General features: G+C 76.6%; 14 protein-coding genes. 12 read left to right on the forward strand and 2 right to left on the reverse strand.

The window, feature by feature from the left end:
• The first annotated feature begins 43 nt into the window (after positions 1-43).
• The 11 genes from ACFVFS_RS03705 to ACFVFS_RS03755 all read left to right on the forward strand — a co-directional run bounded on the left by ACFVFS_RS03705 (position 44) and on the right by ACFVFS_RS03755 (position 13,379).
• Positions 44-1,009, forward strand: coding sequence for a FecCD family ABC transporter permease (locus tag ACFVFS_RS03705; protein WP_380619812.1), 966 nt, complete (start codon positions 44-46; stop codon positions 1,007-1,009).
• Positions 1,006-2,064 (forward strand): FecCD family ABC transporter permease, encoded by a 1,059-nt coding sequence (locus ACFVFS_RS03710; protein WP_380619644.1) that lies wholly within the window; start codon positions 1,006-1,008, stop codon positions 2,062-2,064. The genes ACFVFS_RS03705 and ACFVFS_RS03710 overlap by 4 nt, the downstream gene beginning before the upstream one ends.
• On the forward strand, positions 2,064-2,990 hold the full coding sequence (locus ACFVFS_RS03715) for an ABC transporter ATP-binding protein (protein WP_380619646.1): 927 nt from the start codon (positions 2,064-2,066) through the stop codon (positions 2,988-2,990). Before ACFVFS_RS03710 ends, ACFVFS_RS03715 begins: the two co-directional genes overlap by 1 nt.
• A gap of 136 nt (positions 2,991-3,126) precedes the next feature.
• Positions 3,127-4,128: an ABC transporter substrate-binding protein gene (locus tag ACFVFS_RS03720; protein WP_380619648.1), complete on the forward strand. Its 1,002-nt coding sequence runs from the start codon at positions 3,127-3,129 to the stop codon at positions 4,126-4,128.
• A 115-nt stretch (positions 4,129-4,243) separates the two neighbouring features.
• Complete coding sequence (locus ACFVFS_RS03725; RefSeq protein WP_380619650.1) at positions 4,244-5,491, forward strand: acetyl-CoA carboxylase biotin carboxylase subunit family protein; 1,248 nt, start codon at positions 4,244-4,246, stop codon at positions 5,489-5,491.
• Positions 5,488-7,269 carry an IucA/IucC family protein gene (locus ACFVFS_RS03730; protein ID WP_380619652.1) on the forward strand — a complete coding sequence of 594 codons (1,782 nt, stop codon included), beginning with the start codon at positions 5,488-5,490 and terminating at the stop codon, positions 7,267-7,269. Before ACFVFS_RS03725 ends, ACFVFS_RS03730 begins: the two co-directional genes overlap by 4 nt.
• A complete protein-coding gene (locus ACFVFS_RS03735; protein ID WP_380619654.1) occupies positions 7,266-8,612 on the forward strand; it encodes an MFS transporter in 1,347 nt (448 codons plus the stop codon). Before ACFVFS_RS03730 ends, ACFVFS_RS03735 begins: the two co-directional genes overlap by 4 nt.
• Positions 8,609-10,369 carry an IucA/IucC family protein gene (locus tag ACFVFS_RS03740; RefSeq protein WP_380619656.1) on the forward strand — a complete coding sequence of 587 codons (1,761 nt, stop codon included), beginning with the start codon at positions 8,609-8,611 and terminating at the stop codon, positions 10,367-10,369. The genes ACFVFS_RS03735 and ACFVFS_RS03740 overlap by 4 nt, the downstream gene beginning before the upstream one ends.
• Complete coding sequence (locus ACFVFS_RS03745) at positions 10,366-11,682, forward strand: type III PLP-dependent enzyme (RefSeq protein ID WP_380619658.1); 1,317 nt, start codon at positions 10,366-10,368, stop codon at positions 11,680-11,682. The genes ACFVFS_RS03740 and ACFVFS_RS03745 overlap by 4 nt, the downstream gene beginning before the upstream one ends.
• 177 nt (positions 11,683-11,859) lie before the next feature.
• On the forward strand, positions 11,860-12,657 hold the full coding sequence (locus tag ACFVFS_RS03750; protein WP_380619815.1) for an inositol monophosphatase family protein: 798 nt from the start codon (positions 11,860-11,862) through the stop codon (positions 12,655-12,657).
• A gap of 47 nt (positions 12,658-12,704) precedes the next feature.
• Positions 12,705-13,379, forward strand: a complete 675-nt coding sequence (locus tag ACFVFS_RS03755) for a signal protein (RefSeq protein WP_380619660.1) — start codon at positions 12,705-12,707, stop codon at positions 13,377-13,379.
• A gap of 1 nt (position 13,380) precedes the next feature.
• On the opposite strand, the gene ACFVFS_RS03760 is transcribed toward ACFVFS_RS03755, so the two are convergent.
• Positions 13,381-14,949, reverse strand: a complete 1,569-nt coding sequence (locus ACFVFS_RS03760) for a pyridoxal phosphate-dependent decarboxylase family protein (RefSeq protein WP_380619662.1) — start codon at positions 14,947-14,949, stop codon at positions 13,381-13,383.
• On the reverse strand, positions 14,946-16,328 hold the full coding sequence (locus ACFVFS_RS03765; protein WP_380619818.1) for a diaminobutyrate--2-oxoglutarate transaminase family protein: 1,383 nt from the start codon (positions 16,326-16,328) through the stop codon (positions 14,946-14,948). Before ACFVFS_RS03765 ends, ACFVFS_RS03760 begins: the two co-directional genes overlap by 4 nt.
• A gap of 216 nt (positions 16,329-16,544) precedes the next feature.
• Between ACFVFS_RS03765 and ACFVFS_RS03770 the strand changes: the two genes are divergently transcribed.
• Positions 16,545-17,282, forward strand: coding sequence for a class I SAM-dependent methyltransferase (locus tag ACFVFS_RS03770; protein ID WP_380619664.1), 738 nt, complete (start codon positions 16,545-16,547; stop codon positions 17,280-17,282).

The following is a 17,282-nucleotide window of genomic DNA, read 5'->3' on the forward strand; positions in this document are numbered from 1 at the left end:
CGAGGCCCCGGCCACGACCCGCCGCTCCCCGGCCAGGCTCCCCCTGGTGTTCGCCGCCGGCCTCGGCCTGCTCGCGCTGTGCGCGGCGCTGAGCCTCGCACTCGGCTCCCGCACCGTCCCGCTCGGCACCGTCGTCGGCGCGCTGACCGGCGGCGCGCACGGCGGCGACGCCGACGTGGTGACGGGGCTCCGGGTCCCGCGCACGCTCATCGGCCTGGCCGTCGGGGCCGCGCTGGGCGTCGCCGGGGCCGTCGCCCAGGGGGTCACCCGCAACCCGCTCGCCTCGCCGGTCACCCTCGGCATCAACGCCGGCGCGAGCTTCGCCGTGGTCGCCGCGATCTACGCGTTCGAACTGACCCGGGCGATCGAGTACGTCTGGTTCGCCTTCGCCGGGGCCGCGCTCGCCGCCGTCGCCGCGTACGCGATGTCGCGCCGCGGCGGGGACCTCGACCCGGTGCGCCTCGCGCTCGGCGGGACCGTGCTCACCGTGGTGCTCACCTCGTGGACGTCCGCGCTGATGCTGGCCAGCCACCGCACCCTGGACGAGGCCCGGTTCTGGCTGGCCGGCTCGATCGCCGGACGCCAGCTGGACACCCTGCTGCCGGTGCTGCCCTTCCTGGCGCTCGGCCTGGTCGGCGCGTTCGCCGTCGCGCCGCCGCTGAACGCGCTGGCGCTCGGCGACGAGACCGCCCAGTCGCTGGGCGTGCCGGTGGCCCGGATCCGGGTGCTCGGCGGGACGGCCGTCGTACTGCTCGCCGGCTCCGCGGTCGCCGTCGCCGGGCCGATCGCGTTCATCGGCCTGGCCGCCCCGCACCTGGTCCGCCCGCTGCTCGGCAGCGACCACCGCGCGCTGCTGCCCGGGTGCCTGATCGCCGGTCCGGTGCTGCTGCTCGCCGCCGACGTGCTCGGCCGCCTGGTGGCCCGCCCCTCCGAGCTGGAGGTCGGCATCGTGACCGCATTCCTCGGCGCGCCGCTGCTCGCCGTGCTGGCCCGGAAGGCGGCCCGATGAGCGCGCCGACCCTCGACCGGACCGGCGGCGGCCGGCGCACGGGCACCTCCCCCGCCCGCCGCCGCGCCCGCACGGCCGCCTGGTCCGCGGCCGCGGCCGCGCTGCTCGTCCTGCTCACCGGGATCGCACTCGGCACCGGACAGGTCGAGATGACCGCCTGGGAGGCGCTGCGCGCGCTGGCCGGGCTCGGCGACCCCGGCAACGTCCTGGTGGTCCAGGAGTTCCGCGCCCCGCGGGTGGTCTCCGCGCTGATCGCGGGCGCCGGGCTGGCGATGGCCGGCTCGATGCTCCAGCGGCTGTTCCGCAACCCGCTCGCCTCGCCCGACACCATCGGCGTCACCGGCGGCGCGTCCTTCGGCGCGGTGCTGATGCTCGCCGTCGGCGCCTCGCAGGAGTTCATCCCGCTGGCGGCGCTGGGCGGCGGGCTGCTCGCCGCGCTGCTGCTCGGCGGCTTCGCCTGGCGCTCCCGGATGGCCGTCACCCGGCTGGTCCTGGTCGGCCTGGCGGTCCAGCAGGGCCTCGCCGCCGCCGTCAATCTGATGATCGTCCGCTTCCCCGCCGAGCTGGCCTCCTCCGCGATGCAGTGGACCACCGGCTCGCTCTACGGCCGCAACTGGACCGAGGTCTGGATCGGCGGCACCGCCATCGCGGCCGGCGCCGCCGCCGTGGTGCTCTGCCGGCGGCGGGTCGCCGTCCTCGACCTGGGCGACGACTCGGCCGGCGGCCTGGGCCTGCGCCCGCAGCGCGACCGCGTCCTGCTGCTCCTGCTCACCATCGCGCTGGCCTCGCTCGCCGCCGCGCTCACCGGGCCGGTCGCGTTCGTCGCGCTCGCCGTGCCGCACCTGGTCCGACTGCTCGCCGGACCGCCCACCCTCGGCACGCTCGGCCTCACCGCGCTCACCGGCGCCCTGCTGCTGCTCGCCTCCGACCTCCTCGTGCTCCATGTGATCCCCGTCCACGGCCTGCCGGTCGGTGCCGTCACCGCCACGCTCGGCGCGCCCTGGCTCCTGGTGCTGATGATCCGCCAGGGCCGGCTTCCCCAGAGGAGCAGCTGATGACCCCCGACCCCGCCGACCCCACCGCCACCGCCACCGCCACCGGCACCGCCGCGAGCACCGGCACCGCCACCGCCACAAGCCCCGCCACCGGCGTCGACTCGCCCGCCGGAGCGGCGGCCAACCGGCTCGCCGCCCACGGCCTCGGGCTGCGCTACGGCAGCCGGACCGTCGTCGACGGCCTCGACCTCGACCTGCCCGGCAACGCCGTCACCGCCATCGTCGGCCCCAACGCCTGCGGCAAGTCCACCCTGCTGCGCGGCCTCGTCCGCCTGCTCGACCCCGCCGCCGGCACCGTCACCCTCGACGGCTCCGACATCCACCGGATGCCCTCCCGGACGCTCGCCCGGCGGATGGGCCTGCTGCCCCAGCAGCCCGTCACCCCCGAGGCGGTCACCGTCGAGGCACTGGTCCGGCTCGGCCGCTTCCCGCACCAGCGGATGCTCACCCCCTGGTCCAAGGCCGACCAGGCCGCCGTCGAGGAGGCGCTGGAGCGCACCGGCATGTCCGGGCTGCGCGACCAGCAGGTCGACCGGCTCTCCGGCGGCCAGCGCCAGCGGGCCTGGATCGCCCTCGCGCTGGCCCAGGACACCGACCTGCTGCTGCTCGACGAGCCCACCACCTTCCTCGACCTGCGCCACCAGCTCGACGTCCTCGACCTGGTCGCCGACCTGCACGCCGAGGCCGGGCGCACGGTCGTCATGGTGCTGCACGACCTCGGCCAGGCCGCCCGGTACGCGGACCACCTGGTGGTCCTCCAGGACGGCCGGCTCGCCGCGGCCGGTCCGCCTGGCGACGTGCTCACCGCCGAGCTGGTGGAGCGCGTCTTCCAGGTCCCCTGCCAGGTGGTGCCCGACCCGGAGACCGGCACACCGCTGGTCGTGCCCCGGGCCCGGCCGAGACGGGCCGCCGCCGCCCGCGGCTGACCCCGGCCGGCTCCCCACCCACTCCCCCCAGTGCACATCGCCTTCCGGCCGCCCGCCCGCGTGCCGTGCCGTGCCGTGCCGACGCCCTGGTCCGACTCGCCCTGCCCTGCCCCCGCACGAGACAAGGAACCCCCGTATGAACCGCTCCGCCCGCGCCCGCAGACTCCCCGCCGCCGCCCTGGCCGCCGCGCTCTCCACCGCCCTGCTCGCTGCCTGCGGCAGCGGCGGCGACGGCGAGCCCGCCGGGAACACCGCCGCCGCCTCCGGCCCGGCCGCCGCCTTCCCGCGCACCGTCGCCCACGCGGCCGGCAGCGCCGAGATCAAGGCCCAGCCCAAGCGCGTGGTCGTGCTGGACAGCGGCGAGCTGGACGACGTCACCCTGCTCGGCATCACCCCGGTCGGCGCCGTCTCGCCGCACATGAAGACCGAGGGCGGCTTCCCCGGCTACCTCAAGGACAAGATCAAGGACACCAAGGACGTCGGCCCGATGAACGAGCCGAACCTGGAGCTGATCGCCTCCCTCAAGCCCGACCTGATCCTCTCCTCGAAGGTCCGCCACGCCAAGGTCTACGACAAGCTCAACGCGATCGCCCCGACCGTGCTCGCCGAGACCACCGGCTTCCCGTGGAAGGAGAACCTCGCCCTCTACGCGCAGGCCCTCGGCAAGGAGGCGGAGGCGAAGCAGGCGCTCACCGACTACGAGGCCCGCGCCGCCAAGCTCGGCGAGGCGATCAAGGCGAAGAACGGCGGCACCGCGCCGACCGCCTCCGTGGTCCGCTTCGTGGCCGGGCCCACCCGCCTCTACCAGAAGCAGTCGTTCAGCGGTGTCGTGCTGAAGGACGCCGGACTGGGCCGCCCGGCCTCCCAGGACGTCGACAAGTCGATGCTGGAGGTGAGCGCCGAGCAGATCGACCAGGCCGACGCCGACCTGGTCTTCGTCACCGTCGCCGACGACCCGACCAAGACCAAGCAGAGCGAGGTCCAGAACACGCCCGTCTGGCAGGGCCTGAACGCCGTCAAGAACAACAAGGTGTTCAACGTGCCGGACGAGACCTGGATGTCGGGCATCGGCGTCCAGGCCGCCGACGCCATGCTCGCCGACATCGCCAAGGCCGCGGGCGTCGACGCGCCCCGGTAGGCCCCGCCGCCCCGCACCGGGGCCCGGCGCCCCCGGAGGTCCCGAGGGGCGGGCCGTACGGAGCCCGCCCCTCGCCCCCTCCCCCCACCGCCCCACGGAGAGGACCCGCCCTGCCATGCGCCTCTACCTGCTCGCCCTCAACCCCACCGAATCGGTGACCGAGGGCTTCCTCCCGGCCGCCGCCCGGCTCGGCCTCGACGTCACCGTGCTCACCGACCAGGTCGAGGCCCACCGCCGCGCCTACGCCGGCCTGCCCGCCGCGCCCGAGGTGGCGGCCTGCGAGGTGCGCGACTTCCGCGAGGTGGTCGGACTGCTCTCGCAACGCGCCCCGCGGGACCCCGACTTCGCCGTCTTCAGCAACAGCGACCACCTGCAGACCCAGACCGCGCTCGCCGCCGCGTACTTCGGTCTTCCGGCCAAGGACTGGAAGGCCACCCTGCGGGCCAAGAACAAGGGCGAGCTGCGCCGCCGGCTGGCCGCCGCCGGCCTGGACACGGTGCGCTCCGCCGAACTCGCCGCCGGGCAGGACCCGTCCGAGCTGGCCGCCCTGCTGCGGGCGGCGGACGTCCCCTTCCCCGTCGTGGTCAAGCCGCGCGAGGGCGTCGCCAGCGAGGACGTCTCGCTGGCCGCCGACCTCGCGGACCTGGTGCGGCGCGCCGGGGAGATCCAGGACCGGCGCCCCGGCGCCGCACTGGTCGTCGAGGAGTTCCTGGACGGCCAGTTGTGCACGCTGGAGACACTCGGCGACGGACGCCGCCGGCACGTCCTCGGCGGGTTCCGCACCCGGCTCTCCCCGCCGCCGGACTTCGTCGAGGACATGCTGGAGTTCGTCCCCGCGCACCCGCCGGCCGCGGTCGCGCAGGTGCTCGCCCAACTGGACGCGATCGGCGTCGGACTCGGCGCCTGCCACACCGAGTTCGTCCTTCAGCCGGACGGCCGGGCCCGGATCATCGAGGTCAACTACCGCGCCATCGGCGACCAGTGCGACCTCATGCTCGCCGCCGTCCTCGACCTCCCGCTGTTCGAGCTCGTCCTCGCCGCCCACCTCGGCCGCGAACTCCCCGCCGACCTCGGCGAACGCTGCGCCGCCACCCCGCTGCGCGCCCGCAACGAGGCGGTCTGCGCCGACCGGGCCGGGACCCTCACCGCCGCGCCCGGGCCGCACGACGAACGGGCCGAGGAGCGCGCCGACGGAGTGCGGCTCGTCCACCGGCCGCAGCGCGCGATCGGCGAACGGCACGCGCACTACCGCACCAACCGGGACTACCTGAGCGTCATCTGGGCGGTCGGCCCCGACCAGGCCGCCGCCGACGCCGCCGTGGCCGGGTTCATCGCGGCCAACCGCTGGGAGATCACCCCGTGAGCGCGCCGCCCGCCGACGCGCTCGCCCTGCGCGTGCTGTCCGCCCTGCTGCGCGAGGACGTGCTCGGGCTGCGCACCCGCGGCGCGGTCGAACAGCGGGCCGACGGCCCCTGGGCGGTGGCCCGCGACCACGCGCTCACCGTCCCCGTCGCCCCCGAGGGCTTCCAGAGCGAGTACGCCGCCCGGCTCCCGCTCGTCGAACTGGACGGCCGCCCGGTCGAAGGCCTGGACGCCGTGCTCGCCGCGCTCGCCGGCCTGGCCGACGCCGAGGACCGGCCCGGCTGGACGGCGTTCGCCGAGGAGTGCCGCCAGACCCTCGCCACCATGGAACTGCACGAACGGGTCCGCGGCGAGGTCCACACCGCGCTCACCGACCTCTACGGCGCCGACCCGGCCCGCTGGACCGGCCCCGCCGCCGCCCTCGCCCACGACACCCTGGCCGCCTACCTCGACCACCCGGTCTATCCCACCGCGCGCGGCCGCTCCGGCCTGGACGAGCACCACCTGCGCTCGTACGCGCCCGAGTTCCACCCGGCCTTCGAACTGCGCTGGCTCGCCCTGCCGACCGGCACGCTCACCCGGCACGGCGACCGGCCGCTGCCGCGCTGGTGGCCCACCCCGGGCTGGCTCGGCCTCGACCTGCCCGGCGGCGACGCGGCCTGGGAGACCCTGCCGGTCCACCCGCTCACCGTCGGCCCGGCCCTCGACGAGGCCCTGCGCGCCGCCGGGCTGGACGACCGCGCCGTCCTCGCCGAACGCCCGTACCTCACCGTCGTCCCCACCCTCTCGATGCGCACCGTCGCCGTCGCCGAGGACCCCGTCCACCACCTGAAGCTGCCGCTCGCCACCGCCACCCTCGGCCGGCTCAACCGCCGCACCGTCAAGCCCGGCACCCTGCGCGACGGCGCCGCCGGACAGCGGCTGTTCGAGGCCGTGCTGGCGCGCGAACCGCGCTTCGCCGGACGGATCCTGCACGCCGACGAGCAGACCTGGGCGCACGCCGGGCACGAACTGCTGGCCGTGCTGCTGCGCCGCTACCCGGCCGGGCTGGAGCGGTCGGCGACCGTCCCGCTCGCCGCCCTGCTCGCCCCGGCGCCGGGCGGACGTCTGGTCGTCGACCACCTCGCCGACCGCTTCTCGTCCGGCGACCCGGTCGCCCTCTACGACGCCCTGCTGGAACTGCTGCTCGACTGGCAGACCACCCTCTTCGGCTACGGCGTCGCCCTGGAGGCCCACCAGCAGAACACCTCGCTCGTGCTCGACGACGACGGCGGCCTCCGTCTGCTCCACAAGGACGACGACGGACCGCGCGTCCACACCGGCCGCCTCGCCGCCGCACTCGGCGAAGACGCCCCCGCCCCCGGGGAGTTCGACGACGCCCGGATCCTCACCGACGACGACCGGCCGCTGACCGACCTGTTCACCACCATCACCGGGCACCTGTGCACCGGCTCCCTGGCGTTCGGCCTCGCCGCCCACGGACGGGCCGGACTCGACGACCTGCTCGCCCTGCTGCGCAAGCGGCTCGCGCAGGCCATCGACCGGGCCGGTCCGGCCGCCGAGCCGCTGCGCGCCGCCCTGCTCGACGCCGAACGGCTGCCTGTGAAGGCGATGGTCACCGCCGGAACCCTGCTCAGCAAGCAGCGCTCGGGCGCCGCCGACATCAACAAGCACTACACCGACGGACCGAACTACCTGCTGCCGCACGCCGGTTCCGCACCCGGTTTCCCAACCGGATCCGCACCCGGTTCCGCAGCCGGAGCGGAGGCCGGCCCGTGACGGTCGACGCACCGACCCGGCGGCCCGGACCGGAGTCCGCCCGCCCGGGTGGGCTCGGCCGCCGCCAGGTGCACGCCGTCGCCGCCTGCTACTTCGTCGCCTCCTTCGCCGCCCTCGGCCTGCCGCCGTACCTGACGGCGATCCTGCCCGCCCTCGGCGACCGCGACGGCCGCTGGGCGGGTCTGCTCTACATCGTGCCGACCGTCTTCAGCGCCCTCGGCGCCCCGTTCTGGGGCCGGCTCGCCGACCGGTTCGGCCGCAAGCGGCTGCTGCTGCGCGCCCAACTCGGCCTCGCCGTCTCCTTCCTGCTGGCCGGCGCCGCCGAATCGCTGACCGGGTTCACTCTCGCCCTCGTCCTCCAGGGCCTCCTCGGCGGCACCTTCGCCGCCACCACCGGCTACCTGGCCGCCGCCCTCGACGGCGCGCGGCTGTCCGCGGCGCTCACCCTGATGCAGGGCAGCGCGCGGGCCGCGCTGGTGGCGGCGCCGATCCTGGTCGGCGCGCTCTCGCCGTGGATCGACCCGCACCGGCAGTACCTGCTGATGGCCGCGCTGCCGCTGGCCGCCGCAGGCCTCCTCGCGCTGCTGCCGGAGCCCGGCCGGCGGCCGGGGTGTCGGCAGGAGCGGCGGCAGGAACGGCCGCCGGGGCGTCGGCCGGGGCCCGAGGACGCCGGGGCCTTTGCCGACGGGGCCGCGACCGGCGGGGGCCTCGTCGGCGGAGCCCTCGCCTGCGGGGCCGAGGCCACCGCGGGCGCCGCACCCGCCGCAGCCCCTCGCCCGGGGCCGCTGCGCGTCCTCTACGCCTTCGAGTTCGCCTTCGTCTTCGCCACGATCGTCTCCTTCCCCTACCTGATATCGCTGGCCGAGCAGCGCCTCCCGGGGATCTCCGGCACCACGGCCGGCGTGCTGTTCGCCCTGCCGCACCTGTGCTACCTGGTGTTCGCCGCGCGCACCCACACCGCCTTCCTGCACCGCCCGCACACCGGCCTCGCCCTCGGCTTCGCCTTCGTCGCGCTCGGCCTCGCCGGACACGCCGCGGCCCGCTCAATGCCCGCCTTCGCCGCCGCCCGGCTGCTGCTCGGCGCCGGACTCACCCTCGGCCTGGTGTGCCTCGCGGTGCTGGCCGCCGAGGCCGCCCACGGCCGGGCGCCCGGGCGGATGTTCGGCACCCTCGAATTCGTCTCCAAGGGCGGCGCCGTGGCCGCCGGCGCCGTCGCGGCGCTGGCCAACAGCCGGTTCGACGCCACCGCGCCCGTGCTGGCCGGCACCGCCGCCGCACTCCTGGCCGCCCTCGCGGCCACCGCGTTCATCTCCCCCGTCCGCCAGCGTCGGAGTCACCCATGACGAACCAGACGAACCAGACGAACCAACTGCCCACCGCCGACCACGCGGTGGCCCACACCCTGCTCAACTGCCTGCTGCGCGAGGTGTCCGCGCCCGAGCACCAGACCGCCGTCAGCGACCACCGACTACTGCTCTGCCTGCCCCGGCGCGGCGTCCTGCTCCGGGTCGCCCTGCGCCGCACCTCGCTGCTCGGCGCGCACCGCTTCACCGGCCCCATCGAAGAGGAACACGAAAACGGCTGGCGGGAGTTGGGCTGGCGCGAGCTCGCCCGGCACGTCCAGGGGGAACTGGAGCTGCGCACCGGCACCACCAACGAGGAGTTCCTCGGCCAACTGGCCGCCAGCCACACCGCGGTCGCCGCCGCCCTGGCCGGACGCCCGGCGCCCGGCCCCGACCGCTACCTGGAGTCCGAGCAGGCGCTGCTGTTCGGACACCGCTTCCACCCCGCGCCCAAATCCCGCTCCGCCGAACGCGGCGACTGGCGCCACTACGCGCCCGAGTCCCGCGCCGCCTTCCCGCTGCGCCACCTCGCCGTCCGGCCGGAGCTGATCGCCGAGTCCGCCGCCGACCCGGCCGCGACCGCGCTGCTCGACGGGCTCGGCCCCGCGCCGGACGGCTACCGGCTGCTGCCAGCCCACCCCTGGCAGTACCAACTCATCGGCGACCAGCCGCTGTTGAGGGGCGCCCTGGAGCGCGGTGACGTCCTCGACCTCGGCCCCGGCGGCGCCCCGTTCACCGCCACCGCCTCCGTCCGCACCCTGTACGGCGCGGGCGCGTTCCTCAAGTTCAGCCTGAACGTCCGGATCACCAACTGCCTGCGCAAGAACGCCGCGTACGAGCTGACCGGCGCCGTCGCCCTCACCCGGCTGCTCGCCCCGGTGCTCGCCGACCTCGCCGAGCGCTTCCCCGACGCCACCGTGCTGCGCGAACCCGCCTTCCGCACCCTCGCCCTGCCCGGCGCCGACGGCCGCCCCGACCGGGCGCTGTACGAGGGGTTCGGGCTGATCGTCCGCGAGGGCCTCGGCGGCGCGCTGCGCCCGGGCGTCACCCCGCTGCTGGCCGCCGCCGTCGCCGACGAGTACCCGACCAGCTCCGCGCACGTCTCCCGGCTGCTGTCCGGTACCCCGGACCCGGCGCGGGCCCTCGACTGGTGGACGGCCTACCTTCGGCTGCTGCTCCCGCCGGTGCTGGCCGCCTACTTCGACCACGGCGTGGTCCTGGAGCCGCACCTGCAGAACGTGCTGATCGGCGTGGACGCCGCCGGACGGCCCGTCCAGGTGCTCTTCCGCGACCTGGAGGGCACCAAGCTCCTCCCCGAACGGCACGCGGCGCTGCTCGGCGCGCTGCCGCCCGAGGTGGCGGGGCCGATGGCGTACGACGCCGAGCGGGGCTGGGACCGGGTGGTCTACTGCCTGCTGGTCAACCACGTCGCCGAGCTGCTCGCCGCCCTCGCCGACCTGCACCCGGCGGCGGAGGGCGCGCTCTGGGAGGCGGTTCGCCGGGTCCTGGCCGAGTACGCCGCCGCGCACGGGTGCCCGCCCCGGCTGCGCGCGCTGCTGGCGGGCGTGCCGCTGCCGGGCAAGGCCAACCTGCTCACCCGCTGGGAGCGCCGGGCCGACCGCGCGGCCGGCTACGTCCGCCTCGCCTCGCCGCTGGCCCGCAGCGTCCTCGCGGAGGCGGTGCGCGCCCCGCACCCGGTCCACGCCCCGCACGCCGTCCAGGCCCCGCCGCCCGTCTCCGCCGGAAGGACCCGATGACCGCCGTCCCTGCCCCCGCCAGCGTGCCCGCCCCCGCGACCGCGCCCGACACCGGAGCCGTCACCGAAGCCGTCCGCCGCCACGTCGCGGGCCTGGCGCCCGGGCAACTGCCCGCCTACGTCTACGACCTGGCGGCCCTGCGCGCGCACGCCGCGGCCGTCCGGGCCGCCCTGCCGGAGCGGGTCGAGCTCCACTACGCCGCCAAGGCCAACCCGGAGGCGCCGGTACTGGCCGCGCTGCGCGGCGTCGTGGACGGCTACGAGGTCTCCAGCGGCGGCGAGTTGGCCCACGTCCTGGCCGCGGCCCCGGGGTCGCCACTGGCCTTCGGCGGTCCGGGCAAGACGCCCGCCGAGATCACCGCCGCGGTCGACGCGGGCGTGCACCGCTGGCACGTCGAGAGCGAGCAGGAGCTTCACCGGCTCGCCGCCGTCCTGGCCGAGCGGCCGGACGCCGCGGTGGACGTGCTGATCCGGGTCAACCTGCCGGTCGAGGCGGGCGCGCTGGACTCGGTGGCGCTGGCGATGGGCGGGCGGCCGACGCCGTTCGGCCTCGACCCGGGCCGGGCCGAGGCCGCCGTCCGGCTGCTCACCGAGCCGGTCGGCCCGCTGGGCCCGGTCCGGCGGCGCCTGCGGCTGCGCGGCGTGCACGCCCACCTGGCGAGCGGCCTCGCGGCCGCCGAGCAGCTGGCGCTCGCCGAGCAGATCGTCGGCTGGTCCGTCCGGCTCGCGGAGAGGCACGCTTTCGCGCTGGACGAGGTCAACGTGGGCGGCGGCATGGCCGTCGACTACGGAGACCCGGGTGCCCGCTTCGACTGGGCGGCGTTCGGCGAGGGCCTCGGCAGGCTGCTGGACCGGCACCCGGGGCTGACGCTGCGGATCGAACCAGGCCGGGCGCTGACCGCCTACTGCGGCTGGTACGCCACGGAGGTGCTGGACGTGAAGCACAGCCACGGCGAGGACTTCGCGATCGTCCGCGGCGGCACCCACCACCTGCGCACCCCGGCCACCCGGGGGCACAGCCAGCCGTTCACCACCCTGCCGGTCGCCGCCTGGCCGCACCCCTGGCCGCGCCCGGCCGTGACCACCGGCCGCGCCACGCTGGCGGGCCAGCTCTGCACCCCGAAGGACGTCCTCGCCCACGCCGCCCCGGCGGCGGCCGGCCTGCGCGCGGGCGACCGCGTGCTGTTCGGCATGGCGGGGGCGTACGCGTTCAACATCTCGCACCACGACTTCCTCATGCATCCCCGCCCGGGGTTCGCCTACCTGGACGGGGAGGACGGGGAGGGCTTGGACGACGGGGCGGTGGACGGCTGACAAATGACAGCTGACAGATTTCGTCATCTGTTATCTGTTATCTGTCAGCTGTCATCTGATATCTGTCAGCTGTCATTTGTCAGCCGCCGCCCGGCGGCGGCCACCCCGCCCCGCCGCACGCCGACTCCGCACTGACGTGCGAAAGTGGTAGCCGGCGAAGGGAGCGCGCGCGTGCTGATGGAAAAGGTGGCGGAGATCATCGCCGAGGCCTCGGCCGAGGCGGTGGAGCCCCGGTTCCGGGCGCTGGCGGCCGGCGAGGTGATGGAGAAGGCCCCCGGCGAGGTGGTCACCGTCGCCGACCGGGAGGCCGAGGTGATCATCGCCCGGCGGCTGCGCGAGCTGCTGCCCGTCCCGGTGGTGGGCGAGGAGGCCGTCGCCGCCGACCCGGCCCTCAGCCGGGCGCTGCACGCGGAGCCCGCCGTCTGGCTCGTCGACCCCGTCGACGGCACCGCCAACTTCGTCGCCGGCCGGCCCGAGTACGCCGTCATGGTCTCGCTGGTGCGCGACGGCCGGACGGTCGCCTCCTGGATCCGGCACCCCGTCACCGCCACCACCTACACCGCCGAGCTCGGCTCCGGCGCCTGGCGCGACGGCCACCGCCTGACCCGCACGCCCGCCCCCGCCGACCCGGCCAAGTGGCGCGGCTCGGTGAAGAGCCGCTTCCTCGACCCCGAGCGCCGCCGCCTGATCGAGGCCAACAGCGCCGCCTTCGGCGAGCTGGGCCCGGGCCGCCACGCCGCCGGCATCGAGTACCCGGACCTCGTCGAGGGCGCCTCGGACTTCGCCCTCTACTGGCGCACCCTCCCCTGGGACCACGCACCCGGCTCCCTCCTCCTCACCGAGGCCGGCGGCCGCGCCGCCCGGTTCGACGGCACCCCGTACGCCCCCGAGCCCCCCGGCGGCGAGGACGGACTGCTGGTCGCCGCCGACCCGGCCACCTGGGAGCGCTGCCGCGCGCTCCTGCTCGCCCCGTAGGCACCCGGCCGCGCGATCACGCACCCCGGCTCCTACACTTCGCGATCATGACTTCACGGCGACTGGTCGCGCTGCTCCTCGGCGCCCTCCTCCTGACCCCGGCCTGCGCCTCCGCAACCGACCACGATTCCTCCGCCCCCTCCGCCCGGACACCGGCCGAGGAGCCCGCGGAGTCGCCGAAGCCGCCGGTGGCGGTGCACTCGCTGACCGCCGCGGAGGTACAGCAGGGCTGGTGGGGCTGGGCGGTGTCGGCCGAGGAGGAGCGCAGCCCGGTGCTCGACACCACCGGCCGGTGGTGCGCCGAGCTCCAGCGGGAGAACCTCTGGTACCTGGCCGGGACGACCGGCGGGAAGGTCGTCGAGCGGAAGTGCACCGTGCCCGTCGGCGTCCCGGTGCTGTTCCCGGTGGTGACGAGGTTCGGCGAGGCCACCGAGTGCATGGACTTCATGGACACGGCCAAGGGCTCCGCCACGCTGGACGATGCCCCGCTGACCGCCGAGCCGATCGGCACGACCCCGATCGGGCTGGTGGGCGTCCCCGGCAATGCCTTCGGCGAGGACATCGGCAACACCTGGGCCTGCGGCCTGTGGGTGCGGCTGGACCCGCCGGCGCCCGGGAGCCACGAACTGACGATCCGGGGCGAGTCCGGCGCGATGGGCTTCGCCACCGGGGTGGACTACCACCTGCTGGTCGCCGCCCCCACCCCCACCGGCGCCGTCTGAGCTAGCGCGCCGCGCTCCACGCCGCCCGGCCCGCCCGGACGACCTCGGCGAGGAGCGCGGCGACCTCCTCCGCGGTGGTGTGCGGATTGAGCAGGGTCAGCTTGAGCCGGACCCGCCCGGGGCCCTCGCCGGGCAGTTCGGTGCGGCCGACCACGGCCCGGCCGGTGCGCAGCAGCTCACGGCGGAGTTCGGCGTTGACCCGGTCGAGCACCGCCGGCGCGGCGGCACCGCCCTCCGCCGGCCGGTAGCGGAACAGCAGCGCGGTCAGCACGGGTTCGGCGTGCAGTTCGAGCTCCGGATCCGCCCGGACGGTGTCGGCGGCGGCGCGGGCGAGGTCGTGGCAGGCGTCGACGAGCCGGCCGAGTCCGGCGCGGCCGAGGGTGCGCAGGGTGACGGCGAGTTTGAAGGCGTCCGGCCGCCTGGTGGTGCGCAGCGAGAGGCCCAGCAGGCTGGGGTAGCCGGCCTGTTCGTCGTCGGCCGGGTTGAGGTAGGCGGCCCGGCGGGCGAGCGAGACGTACGTCTCGGCGCGGCGGACCAGGAAGACCCCGGCGGCGGCCGGCTGCCAGCCCAGCTTGTGCCAGTCCAGCGAGACGGAGTCGGCCCGCTCGATGCCCGCCAGCAGCGGTGCGAGCCGGTCGGAGAGCAGTGCGCCGCCCCCGTACGCGGCGTCGACGTGCAGCCAGGCGCCGTAGCGGGCGGCGAGGTCGGCGGCGGCGGACAGCGGGTCGACGGCGCCGGTGTCGGTGGTGCCTGCGGTGGCGACGACGGCGACCGGGGTGGCTCCGGCCCAGTCGGCCTCCGCCAGGGCGCGTTCGAGCGCGGCCGGGTCCATCCGCAGCTCGCGGTCGACGTCGACGGGGACGACGGCCCGTTCGCCGAGGCCGAGCAGGGCGGCCGCCCGCTGGACGGAGAAGTGCGCGGCCCGGGAGGCGAAGATCCGGGGACGGGTGCCGGCGGGCAGGGCGAGCAGGCCGTCGAGTTCGACGATGCCGTCGAGCCTCTGGTCGCGGGCGAGCATGAGGCCCATGAGGTTGGACTCGGTGCCGCCGGAGGTGAGCACGCCGGCGGCGTGGGCGGGGTCGTAGCCGACCAGGGCGGCGAGTTCGGCGAGCAGCGCCGTTTCGAGCGCGGTCGCGGCGGGGGCCTGGTCCCAGGAGTCCTGGGAGGGGTTGAGGGCGCTGACGGCGAGGTCGGCGGCGGTGGCGACGGCGAGCGGCGGGCAGTGCAGGTGGGCGGCGCAGGAGGGGTCGGCGGGGTCGGCGGCGCCGTGGGCGAGGAGTTCGGTGAGGCGGGCGAGGGCGTCGCGGCCGCTCGCGCGGGTCAGCGCCTCGGCGGTCCGGGCGGCGAGGTCGGCGGGGCGGCCGGTGGGCAGCGGGCCGCCCCGCCGGACGGCACCGGTCTCCAGTGCGTCGAGGACGGTGGCGAGCAGCGGGCCGAGCGCGGCGGGCCCGCCGACGCCGCCGGACAGCGCGTCGAGCGGCCCCCCGGTGTCGAACGGCGCGCCGTCGGCCGGTCCGCCCGGCCCGCCCGGCGCACCGGATCCCGGCCCGTCCGCCCCGTCCGCGCTCACGCGGACACCACCGGTCCGGAGGCCGCCGCGAGGGCGTCGGCGAGCCGGTCCAGCACCGCGGCCGCCTGCTCGTCCGTGACGGTGAGCGGGGGCAGCAGCCGCAGCACGGCGTCGTGCCGCCCGCCGAGTTCGACGATCAGCCCGCGCTCCAGGCACGCCTCCCGCACCCGGACGGCGATCTCGGGTGCGGCCGGCCGCGCGCCGCAGGAGTCCGGCTCGGCCTCCGGGTCGACGAGCTCCACGCCGATCATCAGCCCGCGTCCGCGCACGTCGCCGATCACCGGCAGCTCCCCGGCCAGGGCTCGCAGCCGTTCGGTCATCCGCGCGCCGACCGCCGCCGCCCGTTCGGCGAGCCCGTTCGCGGCGACGTACCGCAGGGTCGCGGCGCCGGCCGCCATGGCCAGCGTGTTGCCGCGGAAGGTGCCGGTGTGCGCGCCGGGGCGCCAGCCGTCGTACTCCTCGCGGTAGACGACGACGGCGAGCGGCAGGCTGCCGCCGATCGCCTTGGAAAGCACCATGGCGTCCGGCACGATCCCGCTGTGCTCGACCGCCCACATCGCGCCGGTGCGGCCCACGCCGGTCTGCACCTCGTCGACGACGAGCGGGATGCGGCGCTCGGCGGTGATCCGGCGCATCGCGCGCAGCCAGTCGTCGGGCGCGGGGACGACGCCGCCCTCGCCCTGGACGGCCTCCAGGATCATCGCGGCGGGCGGGACGACACCGCCGGACGGGTCGTCGAGCAGCCGCTGGACGTAGGTGGCGGACAGGTCGGCGCCGGCCTCCCCGCCGACCCCGAACGGGCAGCGGTAGCCGTAGGGGTAGGGCAGCCGGACCACCTCGCCGCCGCCGGGCAGCGGTTCCTTGACGGCGACGTTGCCGGTGAGCGCGAGGGCCCCGGCGGTCATCCCGTGGTAGGCGCCGGTGAAGGCGAGGGCGCCGGAGCGGCCGGTGGCGGTCTGCATCAGCTTCAGCGCGGCCTCGACGGCGTCCGTCCCGGCGGGACCGCAGAAGTGCACGCGCGCGCCGGCGGCGAAGGCGGGCGGGAGGCTCTCGAACAGGGCGGTGGTGAAGTCGTCCTTCTCGGCGGTGGCGAGGTCGAGCAGGTGGAGCGGGGCGCCGCTGTCGAGGGTGCGGCGGATCGCCTCCAGGACCACGGGGTGGTTGTGGCCGAGCGCGAGGGTGCCGGCGCCGGAGAGGCAGTCCAGGTAGCGGCGGCCGTCGGCGCCCTCGACGGTCATGCCGTGGGCGCGGACCGGGACGATCGGGAACGAGCGCGCATAGGTGCGGGCGGCGGACTCGCGGACGCGCTGGCGCCGCAGCACGGCGGCGGCCTGGGCCGAGGCCTGGGCCTGGATCGGGGACGGCGACGGGGGTGGCACGGGGACGGTCGGACCGGTGGCGGGCTCAGCGGCGAGCGTCAAGGCGGACTCCCAAGAATTTAGGTGAGCCTAACCTTACTTCTCCGGTTCGCCCGGATCCTCCCCGGGGCCGCCAGAACCACCCGCGCGGGTGACAGCGGACCCGTTTCCCCAACGAGCGGACCGCCCGGAGGTCACGGCCCCGGACGACCGCACCGCGCGCGCTACCCTCACCGCATGCCGACCCCGCCCGCCTCGCCCACCTCCCCCACCCCGCCGCCCCCGCCGCCCGCCCACACCGACACCGACACCGACACCGACGAGTACGCCGCCGAACTCGCCCGAACCCGCGCGTTCTTCGCCGTCCGCGCCGCCGACTGGGACGCCAAGTTCCCCGACGACGGCCCGCGCTACGCCGCCGCCGTCGCCGAACTCGCCCTGCGCCCGGGCGAGTCGGTGCTCGACGCCGGCTGCGGCACCGGCCGCGCCCTGCCCCCGCTGCGCGCGGCGGTCGGACCGGCGGGCCGGGTGCTCGGCGCCGACGTGACCCCGGAGATGCTGCACGAGGCCGCCGCCCGCCACCCCGGCGCCGCCGAACTTCTGCTCGCCGACTGCGCCCGACTCCCCCTGCCCGAGGCCGCGTTGGACGCCGTCTTCGCCGCCGGACTGATCTCCCACCTCCCCGACCCGGCCCGCGCCCTCGCCGAACTCGCCCGGGTCGCACGCCCCGGCGCCCGGCTGGCGCTGTTCCACCCCGTCGGCCGCGCCGCCCTCGCCGCCCGCCACGGCCGCGCCCTCACCCCGGACGACCTGCGGGCCGAGCCCAACCTCCGCCCGCTGCTCGCCGCCGCCGGCTGGCGCCTGACCTCCTACACGGACGCCGACGACCGCTACCTCGCCCTCGCCGAGCGGACGCCGGAGCGGACACCGGACCGGACACCGGACCGGACGCCCGGGGGCGCCGCCCGGCCGTGA

This window comes from Kitasatospora sp. NPDC057692, assembly GCF_042799475.1.
In the GTDB taxonomy this organism is placed as follows: domain Bacteria; phylum Actinomycetota; class Actinomycetes; order Streptomycetales; family Streptomycetaceae; genus Kitasatospora.

What these genes read in the sequence shown, in the direction of transcription:
- ACFVFS_RS03710 (WP_380619644.1), top strand. Translation starts at nt 1,006, where the DNA reads ATGAGCGCGCCGACCCTCGACCGGACCGGCGGCGGCCGGCGCACGGGC.
- ACFVFS_RS03715 (WP_380619646.1), top strand. Translation starts at nt 2,064, where the DNA reads ATGACCCCCGACCCCGCCGACCCCACCGCCACCGCCACCGCCACCGGC.
- ACFVFS_RS03720 (WP_380619648.1), top strand. Translation starts at nt 3,127, where the DNA reads ATGAACCGCTCCGCCCGCGCCCGCAGACTCCCCGCCGCCGCCCTGGCC.
- ACFVFS_RS03725 (WP_380619650.1), top strand. Translation starts at nt 4,244, where the DNA reads ATGCGCCTCTACCTGCTCGCCCTCAACCCCACCGAATCGGTGACCGAG.
- ACFVFS_RS03740 (WP_380619656.1), top strand. Translation starts at nt 8,609, where the DNA reads ATGACGAACCAGACGAACCAGACGAACCAACTGCCCACCGCCGACCAC.
- ACFVFS_RS03745 (WP_380619658.1), top strand. Translation starts at nt 10,366, where the DNA reads ATGACCGCCGTCCCTGCCCCCGCCAGCGTGCCCGCCCCCGCGACCGCG.
- ACFVFS_RS03750 (WP_380619815.1), top strand. Translation starts at nt 11,860, where the DNA reads ATGGAAAAGGTGGCGGAGATCATCGCCGAGGCCTCGGCCGAGGCGGTG.
- ACFVFS_RS03755 (WP_380619660.1), top strand. Translation starts at nt 12,705, where the DNA reads ATGACTTCACGGCGACTGGTCGCGCTGCTCCTCGGCGCCCTCCTCCTG.
- ACFVFS_RS03770 (WP_380619664.1), top strand. Translation starts at nt 16,545, where the DNA reads ATGCCGACCCCGCCCGCCTCGCCCACCTCCCCCACCCCGCCGCCCCCG.